Here is a 17,103-nt window from a genome sequence, read left to right as displayed (position 1 = left end):
TAGAATGGCGTGTTTTTTATTACCTATCACGAGCTTTAAAATGTCAGAAATTAAATTAATCGTGGGACTTTGCAATCCTGGTGAAAAATATGCTGATACTCGCCACAATGCGGGTGCCTGGTTTATTGAGGAAGTTGCCCGTCGTTATGGTTTTTCTTTAAAAGATGAGCCAAAGTTTTTCGGAAAAACAGCACGTGCAATGATTGATGGTCAAGAAGTTCGCTTTTTGTTACCCACTACTTTTATGAATTTAAGTGGTAAAGCGGTGGGTGCGATGGCAAATTTTTACCGCATCAAACCTGAAGAAATTCTCGTTGCGCACGATGAAATGGATTTACCAGCAGGCGTGGCGAAAATCAAACTAGGCGGTGGTCACGGTGGGCATAATGGCTTGAAAGATATCATTGCAGCCCTTGGCAATAATAAAAATTTCTACCGCTTGCGTATTGGGATTGGTCATCCAGGCGATCGTAATTTGGTCACCAGTTATGTTTTAGGCAAACCTGCACCAGCTGATCAAAAGAAAATTGATGAAGCCCTTGATGAAGCCGTGCGCTGTTTACCTATCCTATTCAAAGATGGGATAACCAAGGCGACAACACGCTTAAATAGTTTTAAAGCAGAATAAACGTATTTATCAAAACAAGGAAAAATTATGGGATTTAAATGTGGTATCGTTGGACTTCCAAACGTTGGGAAATCCACCCTTTTTAATGCATTAACCAAAGCGGGTATTGAAGCCGCTAACTATCCATTCTGTACAATCGAACCTAATACGGGTGTGGTTCCAATGCCAGATCCACGTTTAGATGCTCTCGCAGAAATCGTGAAACCAGAACGTGTTTTACCAACTACTATGGAATTTGTTGATATTGCAGGTTTAGTTGCTGGTGCGAGTAAAGGTGAAGGTCTTGGTAACAAATTCTTAGCCAATATCCGTGAAACTGATGCAATCGGTCACGTTGTACGTTGCTTTGAAAATGACGATATCGTACACGTTGCAGGTCAAATCAATCCATTAGATGATATCGAAACCATCAATACTGAATTAGCACTTGCGGACTTAGATAGCTGTGAACGTGCCATTCAACGTTTACAAAAACGTGCTAAAGGTGGCGATAAAGATGCGAAATTTGAATTATCTGTTATGGAAAAAATCTTACCTGTCCTTGAAGAAGCAGGCATGATTCGTTCTGTGGAGTTAGACGAAGACGAATTAAAAGCGATCAAAGGCTATAACTTCTTAACTCTTAAACCAACCATGTACATCGCAAACGTAAACGAAGATGGTTTTGAAAATAACCCATACTTAGACAAAGTACGTGAAATTGCGGAAAAAGAAGGTGCAGTGGTTGTGCCAGTTTGTGCGGCTATCGAAGCAGAAATCGCAGAATTAGACGATGAAGAACGTGATGAATTTTTAGCAGATCTTGGTATCGAAGAACCAGGTTTAAACCGTGTGATTCGTGCAGGCTATAAACTTCTTAATCTTCAAACTTACTTCACTGCTGGGGTAAAAGAAGTACGTGCTTGGACAGTTTCTGTAGGGGCAACTGCGCCAAAAGCAGCGGCAGTTATCCACACTGACTTTGAAAAAGGCTTTATCCGTGCGGAAGTTATCGCTTACCAAGACTTCATCGATTGTAAAGGTGAAGCTGGCGCGAAAGATGCGGGTAAATGGCGCTTAGAAGGAAAAGATTATATCGTTCAAGATGGCGATATCATGCATTTCCGTTTCAACGTTTAAGGTTATTTTATGCAAAAAATGACAGATGAGGCATTACTCGATCTCGCTTACGAGATTTTTCTTGAAATGGCAGGCGAAAATTTATCTGCCCAAGAAATTGCCTTATTTAATGAAAAATTTGCCGAATGTGGTGAAATCGCATTATTTGATACGGCAGAAAATTGGGAAGAAGAAATCGGTGTGCTGATTGATCCTGAACAATTCGCTGAAGTATGGATTGGTTTAACCGATGCGGAAGGACAAATGCGTCACGTTTTCGCAAAATGTTTGATCAATTACGATCAATCCGAACCTGATTTTCACATGATTTGGTAACGATTACGCCCCAATTTTCATAAAATTTTTTGAAAATTAGGGCGTGTTTTATATTATTTTTGTGGTGCCGCTGCGCAATCGTGTTGAATCGTGCCGAGGTATTTATCCACAAAGAAGTCTGCTTCGCCTGCATCGCCAAGAATGGCAAATTTATCTAAAATTGTGCTAAACAATTTTTCTTCTTCGTGTTGTTCCGCAACGTACCATTGCAAGAAATTAAACGCAGAATAATCTTTTTCAGCTAATGTTGTCCCCACCAACTCATTAATTGAACGAGTAATTAACTGTTCATGTTCATAAGTTAATTCCATCACTTGTTTTAAAGAGTCGAATTGATGTGGCGGTTCAGCAATTTTACCAATTACGGCAAGTGCACCCGTTTCTGTTAGATAAGTAAAAAGTTTATGCATGTGAAGCATTTCTTCTGCGGCGTGTTCTGATAAAAATTTTGCCGCACCTTCAAAGCCTTGTTGTTCACACCATGCACTCATTTGTAAATATAAATTTGATGAGTACATTTCTAAATTCATCTGTGCATTTAATAAGTTAATCACGTTTTGAGTTAACATAATCTTACCTCTTATAGTGTCGCTAAATCTTTATCAATAAAATATAGTGCTTGTCCGCTTTCACCGAGGAGATTAAATTTATCCAAAATCATATTGAATAATTTTAATTCTTCATGTTGTTCTGCGACATACCATTGTAAGAATTGGAATGTAGCGTGATCTTTTTGAATAGTCAGATCGACCAATTCATTAATTTTACGTGTTACCAATTTTTCATGCTCTAATGTCATTTCAAACACTTCTCTTAGAGTCGAAAAATCTGCTTTAGGTGCAGCAATTTCACCAAGCAATGGCATGCCACCTGTTTCGCTGATGTAACCAAATAATTTTTGCATATGCATCATTTCTTCATTAGCATGACGAAGTAAAAAGGCTGCTGCCCCTTCAAAGCCTTTTTGTGCACACCATGCACTCATTTGTAAATAAACATTGGATGAATAATACTCTAAATTAATTTGCTCATTTAATTTAGCCGTGACCGCTTGATCTAACATAATCTGTTCCTCTTTCTTCATTAAACGCCTTTATTTTAATCAGTATTTATTTTTTTGCAACTTAATAAATAAAATAACTCTTTAATTTTAAAGGAATTTTTAATAAAAACTGTTTTTATTTACGAATTGGATATAGGAATGATTTTTATCTTTTTTCTTTTTCCATCCGCATTTCTTTGCTTTCTCCTTTCGTAACACATTGCTTTTTTGCTATAATCGCTCCCCTTTAATATTTTAAGTAAAAAATAAGGAAAAATTATGCAAGATATGCCAAATTGCCCAAAATGCCATGGCGAATACGTTTACCACGATAGCATCCAATTTGTATGTCCAGATTGTGCTTATGAATGGAGTGGTGAAGAAGTTGCTGAACAAGACAGCAATGAATTCGTTGTAAAAGACAGTAATGGTAACATCTTACAAGATGGTGATTCCGTTATCCTTATTAAAGATTTAAAAGTGAAAGGTTCTTCAATCGTATTGAAAAAAGGAACTAAAGCAAAAAATATCCGTTTAATGGATGCCGATCATGATGTAGATTGTAAAATCGATGGTCAAAGCTTCTCGCTTAAATCTGAATTTTTGAAAAAAGCATAGGTCTAATCTCTTGAAAATACCGCCAATAGTGCGGTATTTTTCTATGAGATTTAATAAAATAAGCCAAATGACCGTATCGTGTTACATCACGATGTTTAGTATAATTAACACCCTATTTTATAAATGGAATATCGTATGCCGATAAATTTTACTGTAATCTTTCGTGATAGTTTAAATTTTGTGCGCAATAAGCCGAAATTTTTACTTAATTTTAGTCTTATTTTTTCTGTTGAAATTTTAGTTTTAAATTTCCTGTTTGGACAAATAAATCCAGCTTTTGCTTCGGGTATTAATATTCAACCAGGTGAATTTGTTTTTACACGTTCAATTTTAGGACTCGCTATTATTAGCTTGCTACTTAATGTTATTTTGTATGCTTTCACTATCTTACGTGTGCATCAAATTAGCTACCAAAAAACTACGAATTGGCAAGCCATTTTTTATATTTTTTCAAAAAAGATTTTAACCCTAATTCTTACTATGATAATCGTCACGTTACCAATACTTATGGGGGCGGTTAATCTTATTATTGCGAGTTTACAAGGCAGTGCTTCTGTTGCTTCTTTACTTATCAGTATTGTAGGTTTATTTATTTTTATCCGTTTAAACTTAACCTTTGTAGATTGTTTAATTACGGCGGATAGCTTTGTAAATAGCTTTAAACGTGTATGGCTTATTGGCGCACGTCAAAATAAAAATTTAATTGTTTTCTTTTTAATTAACTATTTAGTTTTCCCATTTATTTCTAATAATATTGCACATATTTTTGCAGATAATACCGTACTAGCTCCTATTTTTATTTGGTTAAGCTCGGTAGTTTATGTCTTTTCATTAGTCTTTACTTACCGTTTTTATACCTGTTTTATGCAAGTTAATTCTGTGTCTTCTGTTGAAAATAAATAAGAGGAAATAATGAAACAAATTCTGGATTTTATTCCACTACTTTTATTCTTCATCGTCTATAAGACAGTGGGACTTCGTGATGCGGCAATTACATTAGTTATCGCTACGGCCATTCAATTACTCTTGCTTAAATTAATTTACAAGAAAATTGATAAGCAAGCGCTTATTCTTGGTATTTCTGTGGTTGTCTTTGCATCTCTGACTGCATATTTTGATGAACTTAATTTCTTAAAATGGAAAGTAACGCTTATTTATGCATTATTCGCACTAGTTCTTCTTATCAGTCAATTGGGCTTTAAGAAAAATCTAATGCGAGAAATGCTTGGGAAAGAAATTGTTTTACCTGAAAGTGTTTGGAAGAAAATTAATATTGGCTGGGCAATTTTCTTTATTTTCTGTATGTTGCTTAATCTCTATATTAGCCAATATTTTTCCGATAATATTTGGGTCGATTTTAAAACCTTTGGTATTGCAGGATTAACATTTATTGCAACCATTGTAACCAGTATTTATATTTATCGTTATCTCCCTAAAGATAATTCTCAAGAAAACATCTCTAAAGGAAAGAAAAATGAGCCTATCTCAAAACAATAATCCTACGTTCTCGCATCCGTCTATGCCATTATTGCGTACGGTAGCAATGCCTGCTGATACTAATGCAAATGGTGACATTTTCGGGGGTTGGATTATGTCACAAATGGATCTCGGCGGTGCCATTTTGGCAAAAGAAATTGCTCACGGTCGTGTTGTTACCGTTTCCGTTGAAAATATTACTTTTTTACATCCTGTTGCAGTCGGCGACGTTATTTGTTGCTATGGGAAATGTTTACACGTTGGGCGTTCTTCTATTAAATTGCAACTTGATGTATGGGCGAAAAAAGTATCTGTCGAACCTATTGGTGAACGTTTTCATGTAACAACCGCTATTTTCACTTTTGTGGCGGTCGATAAAGAAGGTAAACCTCGTGAGGTGCCTCGTGAAAATAACCCTGAATTAGAACATGCACTAGCCCCTTAAATGGAGAATATTATGTATTATGTAATTTTTGCTGAAGATCACCCAAATAGTTTAGAAAAACGTTTAGCCGTACGCACGCAACATCTTGCTCGTTTACAAGCGCTAGATTCTGAAGGTCGTCTGCTAACTGCAGGACCTAATCCTGCGATTGACGATGAAAAACCTGGCGAGGCGGGATTCACAGGCTCAACAGTGATTGCTCAATTTGATAGCCTTGATGCGGCAAAAGCGTGGGCTGCTGCTGATCCTTATTTCGATGCAGGTGTTTACAAACAAGTTATTGTAAAACCTTTCCTAAAAGTATTTTAAATAAAAAAGGCGTAGTTTTACTACGCCACTTTTTTCATCAAAATTTATGCATTATGCACGCTCAATGTCAAATGCCATTACTTCACCAATGGTGGATGCGCCCAATGCAAGCATTAATAAACGATCTACCCCAAGTGCAACACCTGAACAATTTGGCATACCCGCTTTCAAGGCAGCTAAGAAACGCACATCAATTTCTTGCTCTGGCAGTCCTAGACGTGCACGCTCACGATTATCCTCCTCAAAACGATGACGTTGTTCACGATAATCTGTCAGTTCTGTAAAACCGTTGGCTAATTCTAAGCCCTTATAATAAAACTCAAAGCGTTCTGCAACACGTAAATCTTCTGAACTAAGCTGTGCCAATGCTGCTTGAGATGCAGGGAAATGATAAACAGCAATTGGCTGATTTTGTCCAATTTGTGGCTCTACTACTGTGCTAAATAAAAATTCTAACAAGGTATCTCGATCAGAACCCTCAGCATCCATAAAATTATGTTCTTTTGCTTTCGCCACAAGTTCCTCATCAGAACAAGAAAGCGGATCTAATCCAACACATTCTTGGAAAATAAATTGATAACTCACCATTTCAGCTGGTTCACAATCCAGCACTTCTTGCAATAAGTCATCCACTTCATTGATTAAACGATACATATCAAAAAATGGGCGATACCATTCAAGCATCGTGAATTCTGGATTATGCTTTTTCCCTGCTTCTTCATTACGAAATACTCGGCAAAGCTGAAAAATAGGGCCGCTTCCCGCCGTTAAAAGACGTTTCATATGATATTCGGGACTCGTCATCAAATACAGGGTTTCCGATTTTGATTGATAAGGAGAAAGATATTCCGTTTCAAACGTTACAAGATGAACATCAGTTACCCCATAGCCGCTTAAAACAGGCGTAGATACCTCCAACAATCCACGTGCACGAAAGAAAGTTCGGATTTGTTCAATAATTTTCGCTCGAGCAATTAAATTTTTAATAGGTGCGCTCGGTTTCCAAGTATTTTCTGCTTGTTTTAATTTTTCATCTAAAGAAATATCTTGAGTGTCTTTTCCTTCACTTACTAATGCATGATTATTATCTATCATAAGAATTTTACTCACCTTATCCGTTTCAAATTTACGCTATTTTAGCATTATTTATATATGCTATAAATTAAAATATCCAAAAACAAGAGGTTGATAATTATTATCAATATCCGACTAAATTCTCGTCTTTTTTCCGTCTAAAAATTTTGAAGTAGATCACATTTTTAGAATATTGCAGTTATCAGAAATTTATAAAAGTGGCAAAATATCCCTGCTTAAAAAAGGGATTTAAGCACTCTTTATTTTTTATTTTTTTATAATAATTTCTATATTTATTTCTGGGAGGAATACTGTGCAAATCGAAGAAACCATCAATGTCGATGTTGCGATTGTGGGTGCTGGCGGCGGCGGTTTACGTACTGCGATTGCTGCTGCAGAGGAAAATCCAAATCTAAAAATCGCACTGATTTCCAAAGTTTATCCAATGCGTAGTCACACTGTTGCCGCTGAAGGTGGCGCAGCTGCGGTAATAAAACCTGAAGACAGTTATGAAAAACACTTCCATGATACCGTAGCTGGGGGGGACTGGCTATGTGAACAAGATCTTGTTGAGTATTTTGTAAAACATTCTCCAGTAGAAATGACCCAACTTGAACGTTGGGGATGTCCTTGGAGTCGTAAACAAAATGGGGATGTAAACGTTCGCCGTTTTGGTGGAATGAAAATTGAACGTACTTGGTTCGCCGCTGATAAAACGGGTTTCCACCTTCTTCATACCCTTTTCCAAACTTCAATGCAATACCCTCAAATTCACCGTTTTGATGAGCATTTCGTCCTTGATATTCTCGTCGATGATGGTCGTGTACGCGGTGTCGTTGCCATTGATATGATGGAAGGCAAACTTATCCAAATTAATGCTAAATCTGTTGTTATTGCTACAGGTGGCGGTTGTCGTTCATTCCGCTTTAATACCAACGGCGGTATCGTAACTGGTGACGGTCTTTCTATGGCCTACCGTCACGGTGTACCACTTCGTGATATGGAATTTGTCCAATATCACCCTACTGGTTTACCAAATACAGGTATCCTCATTACCGAAGGATGTCGTGGTGAAGGTGGTATCTTAGTGAATAAAGATGGATACCGCTATTTACAAGATTACGGTCTTGGACCAGAAACACCTATCGGCAAACCAGAAAACAAATACATGGAGTTAGGTCCTCGTGACAAACTCTCCCAAGCTTTCTGGCAAGAATGGAAAAAAGGTAATACTTTAAAAACATCAAAAGGTGTTGATATCGTTCATCTTGACTTACGTCATTTAGGCGAAAAATATTTACACGAACGTTTGCCGTTTATCTGCGAACTTGCTCAAGCCTATGAAGGGGTTAATCCAGTTAATGCACCAATTCCAGTACGTCCTGTGGTTCACTATACAATGGGTGGTATTGAAGTTGATTTAAACTGTGAAACCCGTATTAAGGGGCTATACGCTGTCGGTGAATGTGCATCTTCTGGTCTTCATGGTGCAAACCGTTTAGGTTCAAATTCTCTAGCAGAACTTGTTGTTCTTGGTCGTGTTGCTGGTGAACAAGCCGCTCAAAATGCGATGGAAGCACCACTTGCTAACCAAACTGCTGTAGATAAACAAGCCAATGATGTTATTGCTCGTCTTGAAGCCCTCTACAAACAAGAAGGTAATGAAAATTGGTCAAGTATCCGTGATGAGATGGGTCAAGCCATGGAAGAAGGTTGTGGTATTTATCGTACTCAAGAAAGTATGCAACAAGCCGTGGATAAAATTGCGGAATTAAAAGAACGCTACAAAAAAGTCAAAATTGAAGATCACTCTCAAATCTTCAATACCAATGCACTTTATGCCATTGAATTAGGCTATATCCTTGACGTTGCCCAAGCTATTTCAAGTTCGGCTATTGAACGTAAAGAATCTCGTGGTGCCCATCAACGTTTAGACTATACCGAACGTGATGATGAAAACTACTTAAAACATACGCTTGCGTTCTATTCTCCAGATGGTACGCCACGCATTGATTATAGTAATGTAACTATTACTACATCAAAACCTGCGAAACGTGTTTACGGGGCAGAAGCTGAAAAAATCGAAGCTGCAGAAAAAGCAGCAGCGACTGAAAAAGCGTTAAATGCGCAAGCTAAGGAGAAAAATAATGGCTAATGATGCAATGATGAAAGTTGATATTCTCCGCTACGATCCAGAAGTGGATGAAAAACCTTATATTAAATCTTATCAAGTGCCTTATGATAATCAAACTTCTCTGCTTGATGCGTTAGGCTACATTAAAGATAAACTTGATCCTACTCTCTCTTACCGTTGGTCTTGCCGTATGGCAATTTGTGGTTCTTGCGGGATGATGGTCAATAATATTCCTAAATTAGCATGTAAAACTTTCCTACGTGATTACAGTGGTTATATGCGCATTGAACCACTTGGTAATTTCCCGATTGAACGTGATTTGATTGTGGACATGACCCACTTTATTGAAAGTTTAGAAAGCATTAAGCCGTACATCATTGGCAATGAAGCACCACCACTTGATGGTAAACCTCATCCTTCTGATGTATTGGCAAAAAGTCGCACCAAACAAACACCTGCGCAGTTAGAAAAATATCGTCAATTTTCGATGTGTATCAACTGTGGTTTATGTTATGCCGCTTGTCCACAATTTGGTTTAAACCCCGAATTTTTAGGACCAGCAGCAATCACACTTGCACGTCGTTATAATTTAGATAACCGTGATCATGGTCAAGCAGAACGTATGAAACTGCTTAATACCGATAATGGTGTTTGGAGTTGTACTTTCGTTGGTTATTGTTCTGAAGTGTGTCCAAAACATGTGGATCCTGCTGCCGCAATCAACCAAGGTAAAGTAGAAAGTGCAAAAGACTTTATCATTGCAATGCTAAAACCTGGAAAATAGGAGTGTTCTATGCCTACTACAAGCAAACGTAAAGAATATATTCGTCCAATGAATGCTGACTGGTGGAAAAAGAATAGTTTCTACAAACATTATATGTTACGTGAAGCCACTGCGATTTTTTCACTCTGGTTTAGCATTGTTCTACTCTATGGCACTATTTGCTTAGTGCGTGAAGGATTTGATTTTTTACAAGGCTATTATAGCTTTGTACATTTTTTACAAAATCCTCTCGTGGTTATCATTAATATCGTGGCATTAGGTGCGGCTATGTTAAATACCGTTACTTATTTCAATATGACACCAAAAGTGACTAATATTATTGTTGATAATCAAAAACTTAATCCAAAAATTATTACAGGAATCATGTGGGCGATTACCGCTATCGTGACATTCCTAGTATTATTTTTTCTTGTGATCTAAAACGGGGGAGGTAAAAATGCAAGATCCAAAACGTTCTAAAGAACCTTTAGTTTGGTTAATGTTCGGTGCTGGTACTACTGTTAGTGCGATTGTTTTCCCTGTATTAATCTTAGCAGTTGGTTTTCTTATCCCGTTTGGGCTAATCAGCGAACAAGGTCTTACTAATATTTATAACTTCATGCATTCATGGTGGGGTGAATTAATTATGCTTATCATATTAATTTTCCCTGTGTGGGGTGCGTTACACCGTATCCATCATGGTTTACACGATCTTAAAGTACACCTTCACGGTAGTGCAGCTATTTTCTACGGCTTAGCCGCGCTCTTTAGCATCATTGCAATTTTTGCAGTGCTATAAAACCATATCTAATAAAAAACCGAGTCACTAAGACTCGGTTTTCTTTTATTAATAAAATTTAATTATTCAGCATCCATTAAACGCTGTTCATTTAACGATGTAGCGTCGTTATCAATATCTTGAATCACAATATTTGTTTCTGGATTATCTTCCCAAATTTTAGGATCAACACCACGTTTAATAAGTTTTGGATGTTCATGGATATTAAATACTGGTTCACGAATGCCCGCACGTAATTGACCGCTATAATCTTTCAATAGATCCCATACTACTGGTGCTAATAATACAATTGCAATTAAGTTAATTAATGCCATAACAGCCATTACTGTATCCGCAAAGTTCCAAACGATATTTGCTGCATTTACCGCACCAAAATATACGAAGAACAATACGATTAAACGGAATGCGATTACAACAGAACGTTTATTTTTAATAAAACGAATATTGCTTTCTGCATAAGCGTAGTTACCAATGATTGATGAAAATGCGAATAACAATAAGATAAATGCTAAGAAATGCACACCAAATTCACCAACATGATATTTCAATGCTGCTTGTGTTAATGAAATATTTGTTAATCCTGAACCATAAGCATTTGATAATAAAATAATAAATGCAGTACAAGAACATACAACGATAGTATCCACAAATACACCTAGCATTTGGATTAAACCTTGGCTTGCTGGATGTTTTACAGAAGCGGATGCGGCTGCATTTGGTGCAGATCCCATACCTGCTTCATTTGAGAATAATCCACGTTTAATCCCCCAAAGCATTGCTTTTGAGAAGATTGCGCCGAACATACCACCTGCCATTGCATGGAAATCAAATGCACTTTCAACAATTTGTGCAATTAATCCAGGAATACGATCGATGTGCATAATCATAATGACCGCAGCCATAACTAAATACAATAATGCCATCAGCGGAACAAGACCAGCAGACACCTGACCGATACGTTTAACCCCACCAAAGATGATTAAACCAGATAATACTACCAATGAAATACCAACATATTGCGGATTCCAATGCCATGCATTGCGAGTTGCTTCAACAATCGCATTAGACTGCACTGCATTGAACGCAAAACCGAAGGTAAAAATAAGTGCAATCGCAAAAGCAATCGCCATCCAATGAGCTTTAAGCCCTTTAGTAATATAGTAAGCTGGACCACCACGGTAACTACCGTCTGGATTTCTTACTTTATAAAGCTGTGCCAATGAAGATTCTGCAAATGCACTAGACATTCCCACTAAGGCTGTTACCCACATCCAGAACACGGCCCCTTCACCACCAGTCGCAATTGCAATTGCAACACCACCGATGTTACCTACACCAACACGGCTTGCAAGACCAGTCGTAAAAGCTTGGAATGGTGTTAAGGCATCGCTATCAACAGAACGTCCGAACCACATTTCACGTAAGCTCTCAGGGAAAAGTCTAATCTGAACCAATCCTGTACTAATTGTGAAAAATAGCCCTACTCCAAGAAGTACAACAATCGTAATATCCCACAAGGGCGAACCTACATTGGCAACGATCCATGCAAGAATCCCTTGCATATGATTAATAATATCAGACAAAATTCACTCTCCCTTTTCAATTAAAATGCTAATGCAAAAAATAAAAGCCGACATTCTAGCGACTTTCTTTTTATTTTTAAATATAAAATAATTTTTTTTAATATTTTTTTCAAAAAAATAAAAAAAACCTTTCCAATATATAATAATCTTATTTTTTGAAAAGGTTTTTTAAAAAATTTCTAATTTTATTTCATCCAGAGAGCGGCAGCACCACGAGCACCGCCCGCATCTCCGAATTCAGCTTTTTGCAATCGAGGTATTTTTGCAGTCTGTAATAAATATGCAGACAATTTTTTAGGTATAGCTTGGTAAAGATAGTCAAAGTTTGAAAGTCCACCACCAAGTACAATGACTTTTGGATCAAGGGTAGTGATGATACTTGCAAATGACATCGCACAAAGTTCAATAAAGCAATCAACAAAAGCTACAGCCTTTACATCTCCTGCATAAAATTGCTCAATAATTGATTGTGCGGTTGCTACTTGCCCATACATATCTTGGTACAACCTCGCGAAACCACGTCCAGATAAGTAACTATCTAAGCAAGCTTTTTTGCCACATCCACATTGATAAATCGGCGCTTTATCCCAGCCAAGTAGCTGAATCGCAGGATAGCTTAAAGGCGTATGCCCAATTTCTCCTGCCATTCCATTTTCGCCAGCATAAAGTTTGCCATTAAAAACAAACCCTGCACCGAATCCTGTTCCTAAAATTAATCCTAAAACGCTTTTTTTCCCTTCAGGATCAATGGCCAATGCTTCTGATAAGGCAAAGCAATTTGCATCATTTTCACCTCGCACTTCTCTACCAAGTGCTTGCGTTAAATCACGTAAAATTGGACGATTATTTGCCACTGGAATATTACTGATTTCGGCAATACCCGTATTTTTACTAATAAATCCTGGTATCCCTACGCCTACCTGCCCTTTCGTACAAAAAATATCATCCATTCTCTGTACAAGCTCAACAATAGTTTGAATCCAATTTTCATAACTATCATGCGGTGTTGGTACACGTTCAGCATATAATTTTTCTAAGTTTTCACTAAATACAGCAATTTCTATTTTAGTGCCACCAATATCTATTCCATATAACATAAAAGCAATCGTCCCTACTACGTCATAACGCTTTAATATATTTTAAATTATTGTTGGATCCATTTTTTCTTTTGTACAAAGAAGAAAACAATAAGCATCCAAATCCATGTCATTACGATAGCACCCATTTCGTCCCATGGATAATGCATACCAAGTTGTACACGGCTAACTAAAACTAAAATAGCCCATACAGTCAAGAAGTTAGCAAAATAACGTAATGCCTTGCTATTACCAAGTAATAGGGAGAAACCAACTGCTAATAACACCCAACCAGTTACAAAAGTACTATGTCCTGATGGGAAAGAGAAACTGGTTTCATGGCTACGATGATTTACTAACCATTGAGGTACATTCGGTGCATATTGTTTGTAATATTCTTTTACTTCAACTGCACGCACAGATTTTTTCAATGAATAGAAAGTTTCTGGATTCGGCACACCTTTTAACACTTGGCTCATAAATGGACGAGTTTCTTGTACTGCTTTTTTCGCCTCAATTTTCATACCAAGTGCAACAATAAGGCTAATAGCCATAATCACGATGACTTTAATTGCTGTTTTTTTATCTTTAATTGCAAAAAAATAAAAGGCTGCAAATAAAATGGACGTAATAATAAAATAAGGCTTACTTGCTGTTTCCGTCACCCAATACAACAAGTGAGAGATCATTCCATAATCCTGTGTTTCATGCCAATGCCAGCCACTTACTAAAACTATTAACGGTACTAGAAAAAGTAAAGCTGCATACATTGATAATCTTTTTAACATATAAATTTCCTTTATTTTGGTTTATAATTGCAAAAAGCGGTGTATTCTAGCACCCCTCTAAAAAAAAACATAGGAACTTATAATTAATGTCAGATATTCAACTTATTAGCGAAGCAAAACTCCCTACTGAGTTTGGTATTTTTCGCATTGTAGGATTTGAAAGTCCAAGCACTAAAAAAGAACACGTCGCACTCGTTATGGGCGATATTAGCAATGGTGAACCTGTTCTGGCACGTATCCATTCTGAATGCCTTACAGGGGATGCCTTACATAGTTTAAAATGTGATTGTGGTTTCCAATTACAAACGGCATTGAAGCAGATTAATCAAGAAGGGCGTGGGGTGCTTATCTATCATCGTGAAGAAGGTCGTGGCATCGGCTTAATCAACAAGATTCGCGCATATGCCCTTCAAGATCAGGGAATGGATACGATTGAAGCGAATCTGGCATTAGGTTTTGCTGCAGATGAACGTGATTTTACCGTATGCGCAGATATTTTTAATCTCCTCGGTGTAAAAGAAGTGCGTTTGTTAACGAATAATCCACAAAAAATCGAAACCATGAAAGACGCAGGCATTAATGTAGTTGAGCGTGTTCCGCTTAATGTTGGAGAAAATCGCTACAATACCAAATACTTAGACACCAAAGCGAAAAAAATGGGGCACTTTATCGTACACAATGGTGAACAACACCAATTAGAATGTCCTTATTGTGCTGAAGAAGTCCCAACATCTAAAAATGCATAATTTAAATAAATCACGCCTCAATTTTCATAAATTTTTATGATTTTTAGGGCGTGATTTTTCTTCTTTCTCTCATTTTTCCACAACATTTTTCTACAAATGCCTACTTTAATCTAGGCGTTCATACCCTTCACGATATTTTATGATTTTTGTAAGTATGATTTTTATACAAAAAAATGCGCCCAAAACTCACATTTTTAAATAAAAATCATTCTTTTTTCTGTACTATTTTTTATTTATTTTAACATTTTATTAACAATAAGATTAATTTTTACTCTTGTTATTACTATTTTTTATCTAATTTATTACTATTTTTTCGCTATATACAAAATTACAATTTTTATGATTAAATTATTCACTTTTTAAATAAATCTGCCTCAAGAAAGTTACTGATAAAATCAGTGATTTTTATAAAAAATATTAAATTTCATACAATTACAAATACTTAATCATGATTAAATGATGTTTTTTTATATAGCTTAGTTGGGGTATTTTAATGGATTTTAATAATTATTATTAGGTATTTTATTTTATAGCCTATTGTCTATTAATAATGAGATCGCTATTCTACGCCTCCATTACAATTATTGGTATATTTATTAACCAATATGTAACAAAATATTAATAATTCTAAAATTTATAATTAACTCTTTTATGGAGATTTTATGTTTAATATCTTACGCAAAGCGATCCGTGCATTTAAAAAAGACCAATCTGGTGTAACGGCAATTGAATACGGTCTTATTGCGATCATCATGGCAGCTTTCATTATTTTTGCATTCTACAAAAATATCGTTCCGACAATGGAAGGTAAAATCGAATCATTGAACACTACCATCCAAAGTGTCAAGTTCGATCAAAAATTAGGTGATGCGACAAATACTGCTCAGGACGCACAAGGTAGTAAGACAGTTACCCATTAACCCCATATAATTTAATAATTTGAGATATATCAACTTAAAGCTCATCACTTGATGGGCTTTTTACATCAAATAATAGGATGAAGATAAATTCTTTTCTAAGCAATCGCCAAGGAGTGACGAGTATTGAATATGCAATGCTTGCGATTGTATTTACCATTTTTATTGCAATTTACCTTATCAATAAAGATGGACTTTCTGGGCTTATGCTTAGAAAAGGAAACGATGTTACTGATGTGGCAATCACACAGTTAGGTGGCAATGCGAACCAAGGGAAAAGCTACCAACCTATTGCAGAAAAAGAAATTTGTATAAAACACGTACCCGATGGATTTTCTGCAGATGATTTTCCTTGTATGACTAAAAACCCTTTTTTTGATAGCACAATCATCAAGCAAGAAGCAGAAAAAATTGAACATTTAAAAAAGGTAAAAAAACTTATTAACAATAAACAAGTAAAAGATTTATTGCTTCAATGTTGGAATAAACCCTCATTTCAAGAATTTTGGTCATGTGTGACAAGTCACATAAAAAAACAAATAAAAGATTTTAATGAGCGAACCAAAAATAAAATAAAAGATGCAGCTGATAAAGTTAAAGATTGGTTTCAAAATATTTTTATTATTCGCCCCAAATATGATTTACCGCATAAACCATAAATTTTTCCGAGAATCGGGGCGTGATTGTTTTGTTTAAAAAAATAAACACAACGTATAAACATTCGCAAAGTATAAAGAAAGCCTCTGATAGTAAGCTTTACTTCGTTAAGGAAAACAGTCGCTTTGTTCATAAGGTAATAATTTAAAGTAAATTTGTATATGTTAGATTTTGGCGTTTTTTTAGGTATTTGTGTGATTTTATTTCGCCTTTCTTGGACGGATCTTAAATATCGCATTATCAGTAATAAGCATGTGTTGTATTTATTACCCTGCACCCTGCTTTTTAGCTTTTCGCTTTGGCATCATATTTTCTGGTTTGGAGCATTAATCACGCTTCTAGCTGGATTTTGTTTATTCCATCTTGGAGTTATTGGTGCAGGTGATGTGAAATTATTATCCGTCTTGATGTTAGCGATTCCTCCAATTGGCATTATTAACTTCTTATTTTTTATCAGTTTATTTGGGTTGGGATTGGTCATCGTAGGGTGGATATTCTTCCGTCGGGCAATTAAAGAACAAGGTCTTCCGTACGGAATTGCAATTAGTTTAGGTTTTATCAGCTTTTTTTATCTGATTTTTCGTTCCTTTATGTAAACACTACATAATTGTATG

21 protein-coding genes and 1 pseudogene are annotated in these 17,103 nt (G+C 36.2%); 16 read left to right on the top strand and 6 right to left on the bottom strand.

Annotated elements, in window-relative coordinates:
• Positions 1–40 precede the first annotated feature (40 nt).
• Genes pth through EL259_RS06985 form a run of 3 tightly spaced genes read left to right on the top strand, consistent with a single transcriptional unit; the run spans position 41 to position 2,062 of the window.
• Positions 41–628 carry an aminoacyl-tRNA hydrolase gene (pth, locus tag EL259_RS06995; RefSeq protein WP_126600258.1) on the top strand — a complete coding sequence of 196 codons (588 nt, stop codon included), beginning with the start codon at positions 41–43 and terminating at the stop codon, positions 626–628.
• Positions 629–655: 27 nt separating this feature from the next.
• Positions 656–1,747, top strand: a complete 1,092-nt coding sequence (gene ychF / locus EL259_RS06990) for a redox-regulated ATPase YchF (protein WP_126600257.1) — start codon at positions 656–658, stop codon at positions 1,745–1,747.
• 9 nt (positions 1,748–1,756) lie between these two features.
• A complete protein-coding gene (locus EL259_RS06985; protein ID WP_126600255.1) occupies positions 1,757–2,062 on the top strand; it encodes an HI1450 family dsDNA-mimic protein in 306 nt (101 codons plus the stop codon).
• Positions 2,063–2,115: 53 nt separating this feature from the next.
• Here EL259_RS06985 and ftnA (EL259_RS06980) read toward each other — a convergent pair whose 3' ends face one another.
• Positions 2,116–2,631 (bottom strand): non-heme ferritin, encoded by a 516-nt coding sequence (ftnA, locus tag EL259_RS06980; RefSeq protein ID WP_126600253.1) that lies wholly within the window; start codon positions 2,629–2,631, stop codon positions 2,116–2,118.
• Positions 2,632–2,642: 11 nt separating this feature from the next.
• The gene (ftnA, locus tag EL259_RS06975; protein ID WP_126600251.1) at positions 2,643–3,125 is read right to left on the bottom strand and encodes a non-heme ferritin; all 483 of its coding nucleotides are present in this window, start codon (positions 3,123–3,125) and stop codon (positions 2,643–2,645) included.
• Positions 3,126–3,383: 258 nt separating this feature from the next.
• On the opposite strand from ftnA (EL259_RS06975), the gene EL259_RS06970 reads away from it, so the two are divergent.
• The 5 genes from EL259_RS06970 (at position 3,384) to EL259_RS06950 (ending at position 5,952) form a co-directional block, all read left to right on the top strand.
• Entirely contained in the window at positions 3,384–3,722 is a 339-nt protein-coding gene (locus EL259_RS06970; protein ID WP_126600249.1) for a zinc ribbon domain-containing protein YjdM, read from the top strand.
• Positions 3,723–3,857: 135 nt separating this feature from the next.
• On the top strand, positions 3,858–4,625 hold the full coding sequence (locus EL259_RS06965; RefSeq protein ID WP_126600247.1) for a hypothetical protein: 768 nt from the start codon (positions 3,858–3,860) through the stop codon (positions 4,623–4,625).
• A 9-nt stretch (positions 4,626–4,634) separates the two neighbouring features.
• A complete protein-coding gene (locus tag EL259_RS06960; RefSeq protein ID WP_126600245.1) occupies positions 4,635–5,219 on the top strand; it encodes a septation protein A in 585 nt (194 codons plus the stop codon).
• Positions 5,197–5,643 (top strand): acyl-CoA thioester hydrolase YciA, encoded by a 447-nt coding sequence (yciA, locus tag EL259_RS06955; protein WP_126600243.1) that lies wholly within the window; start codon positions 5,197–5,199, stop codon positions 5,641–5,643. Before EL259_RS06960 ends, yciA begins: the two co-directional genes overlap by 23 nt.
• 12 nt (positions 5,644–5,655) lie before the next feature.
• The gene (locus tag EL259_RS06950; RefSeq protein WP_126600241.1) at positions 5,656–5,952 is read left to right on the top strand and encodes a YciI family protein; all 297 of its coding nucleotides are present in this window, start codon (positions 5,656–5,658) and stop codon (positions 5,950–5,952) included.
• 51 nt (positions 5,953–6,003) lie between these two features.
• On the opposite strand, the gene epmA is transcribed toward EL259_RS06950, so the two are convergent.
• On the bottom strand, positions 6,004–7,047 hold the full coding sequence (gene epmA, locus EL259_RS06945; protein WP_126600239.1) for an elongation factor P--(R)-beta-lysine ligase: 1,044 nt from the start codon (positions 7,045–7,047) through the stop codon (positions 6,004–6,006).
• A gap of 292 nt (positions 7,048–7,339) precedes the next feature.
• Here epmA and frdA point away from each other — a divergent pair, with 292 nt between their 5' ends.
• The 4 genes from frdA to frdD are packed head-to-tail and all read left to right on the top strand — an operon-like array spanning position 7,340 to position 10,722.
• Positions 7,340–9,181: a fumarate reductase (quinol) flavoprotein subunit gene (frdA, locus tag EL259_RS06940; RefSeq protein WP_232019031.1), complete on the top strand. Its 1,842-nt coding sequence runs from the start codon at positions 7,340–7,342 to the stop codon at positions 9,179–9,181.
• Positions 9,174–9,944: a succinate dehydrogenase/fumarate reductase iron-sulfur subunit gene (locus tag EL259_RS06935; protein WP_126600237.1), complete on the top strand. Its 771-nt coding sequence runs from the start codon at positions 9,174–9,176 to the stop codon at positions 9,942–9,944. The genes frdA and EL259_RS06935 overlap by 8 nt, the downstream gene beginning before the upstream one ends.
• Positions 9,945–9,953: 9 nt before the next feature.
• Complete coding sequence (gene frdC / locus EL259_RS06930; protein WP_126600235.1) at positions 9,954–10,364, top strand: fumarate reductase subunit FrdC; 411 nt, start codon at positions 9,954–9,956, stop codon at positions 10,362–10,364.
• 16 nt (positions 10,365–10,380) lie between these two features.
• Positions 10,381–10,722, top strand: a complete 342-nt coding sequence (gene frdD, locus EL259_RS06925; protein WP_126600233.1) for a fumarate reductase subunit FrdD — start codon at positions 10,381–10,383, stop codon at positions 10,720–10,722.
• Between the two features lie 149 nt (positions 10,723–10,871).
• Here frdD and EL259_RS06920 read toward each other — a convergent pair.
• The 3 genes and pseudogenes from EL259_RS06920 to EL259_RS06910 form a co-directional block, all read right to left on the bottom strand.
• Positions 10,872–12,284: pseudogene (locus tag EL259_RS06920) on the bottom strand (alanine/glycine:cation symporter family protein); the annotation flags it as partial.
• 206 nt (positions 12,285–12,490) lie between these two features.
• Positions 12,491–13,402, bottom strand: coding sequence for an N-acetylglucosamine kinase (gene nagK / locus EL259_RS06915; protein ID WP_126600231.1), 912 nt, complete (start codon positions 13,400–13,402; stop codon positions 12,491–12,493).
• A 47-nt stretch (positions 13,403–13,449) separates the two neighbouring features.
• Positions 13,450–14,169 carry a phosphatase PAP2 family protein gene (locus EL259_RS06910; RefSeq protein ID WP_126600229.1) on the bottom strand — a complete coding sequence of 240 codons (720 nt, stop codon included), beginning with the start codon at positions 14,167–14,169 and terminating at the stop codon, positions 13,450–13,452.
• A gap of 86 nt (positions 14,170–14,255) precedes the next feature.
• Here EL259_RS06910 and ribA point away from each other — a divergent pair, with 86 nt between their 5' ends.
• From ribA to EL259_RS06890, 4 genes are all read left to right on the top strand, one after another.
• Entirely contained in the window at positions 14,256–14,915 is a 660-nt protein-coding gene (gene ribA / locus EL259_RS06905; RefSeq protein ID WP_126600227.1) for a GTP cyclohydrolase II, read from the top strand.
• Positions 14,916–15,577: 662 nt separating this feature from the next.
• Positions 15,578–15,835, top strand: coding sequence for a Flp family type IVb pilin (locus EL259_RS06900; protein WP_126600225.1), 258 nt, complete (start codon positions 15,578–15,580; stop codon positions 15,833–15,835).
• Between the two features lie 113 nt (positions 15,836–15,948).
• Positions 15,949–16,491: a hypothetical protein gene (locus tag EL259_RS06895; protein ID WP_126600223.1), complete on the top strand. Its 543-nt coding sequence runs from the start codon at positions 15,949–15,951 to the stop codon at positions 16,489–16,491.
• Positions 16,492–16,650: 159 nt separating this feature from the next.
• Entirely contained in the window at positions 16,651–17,085 is a 435-nt protein-coding gene (locus tag EL259_RS06890) for an A24 family peptidase (protein WP_126600221.1), read from the top strand.
• Positions 17,086–17,103 lie beyond the last annotated feature (18 nt).

The sequence above is a fragment of the Actinobacillus delphinicola genome (assembly GCF_900638385.1).
Lineage (GTDB): Bacteria > Pseudomonadota > Gammaproteobacteria > Enterobacterales > Pasteurellaceae > Actinobacillus_C > Actinobacillus_C delphinicola.
The sequence above is the reverse complement of the archived record's forward strand: the minus strand, read 5'-3'. Positions and strand labels throughout refer to the sequence as shown.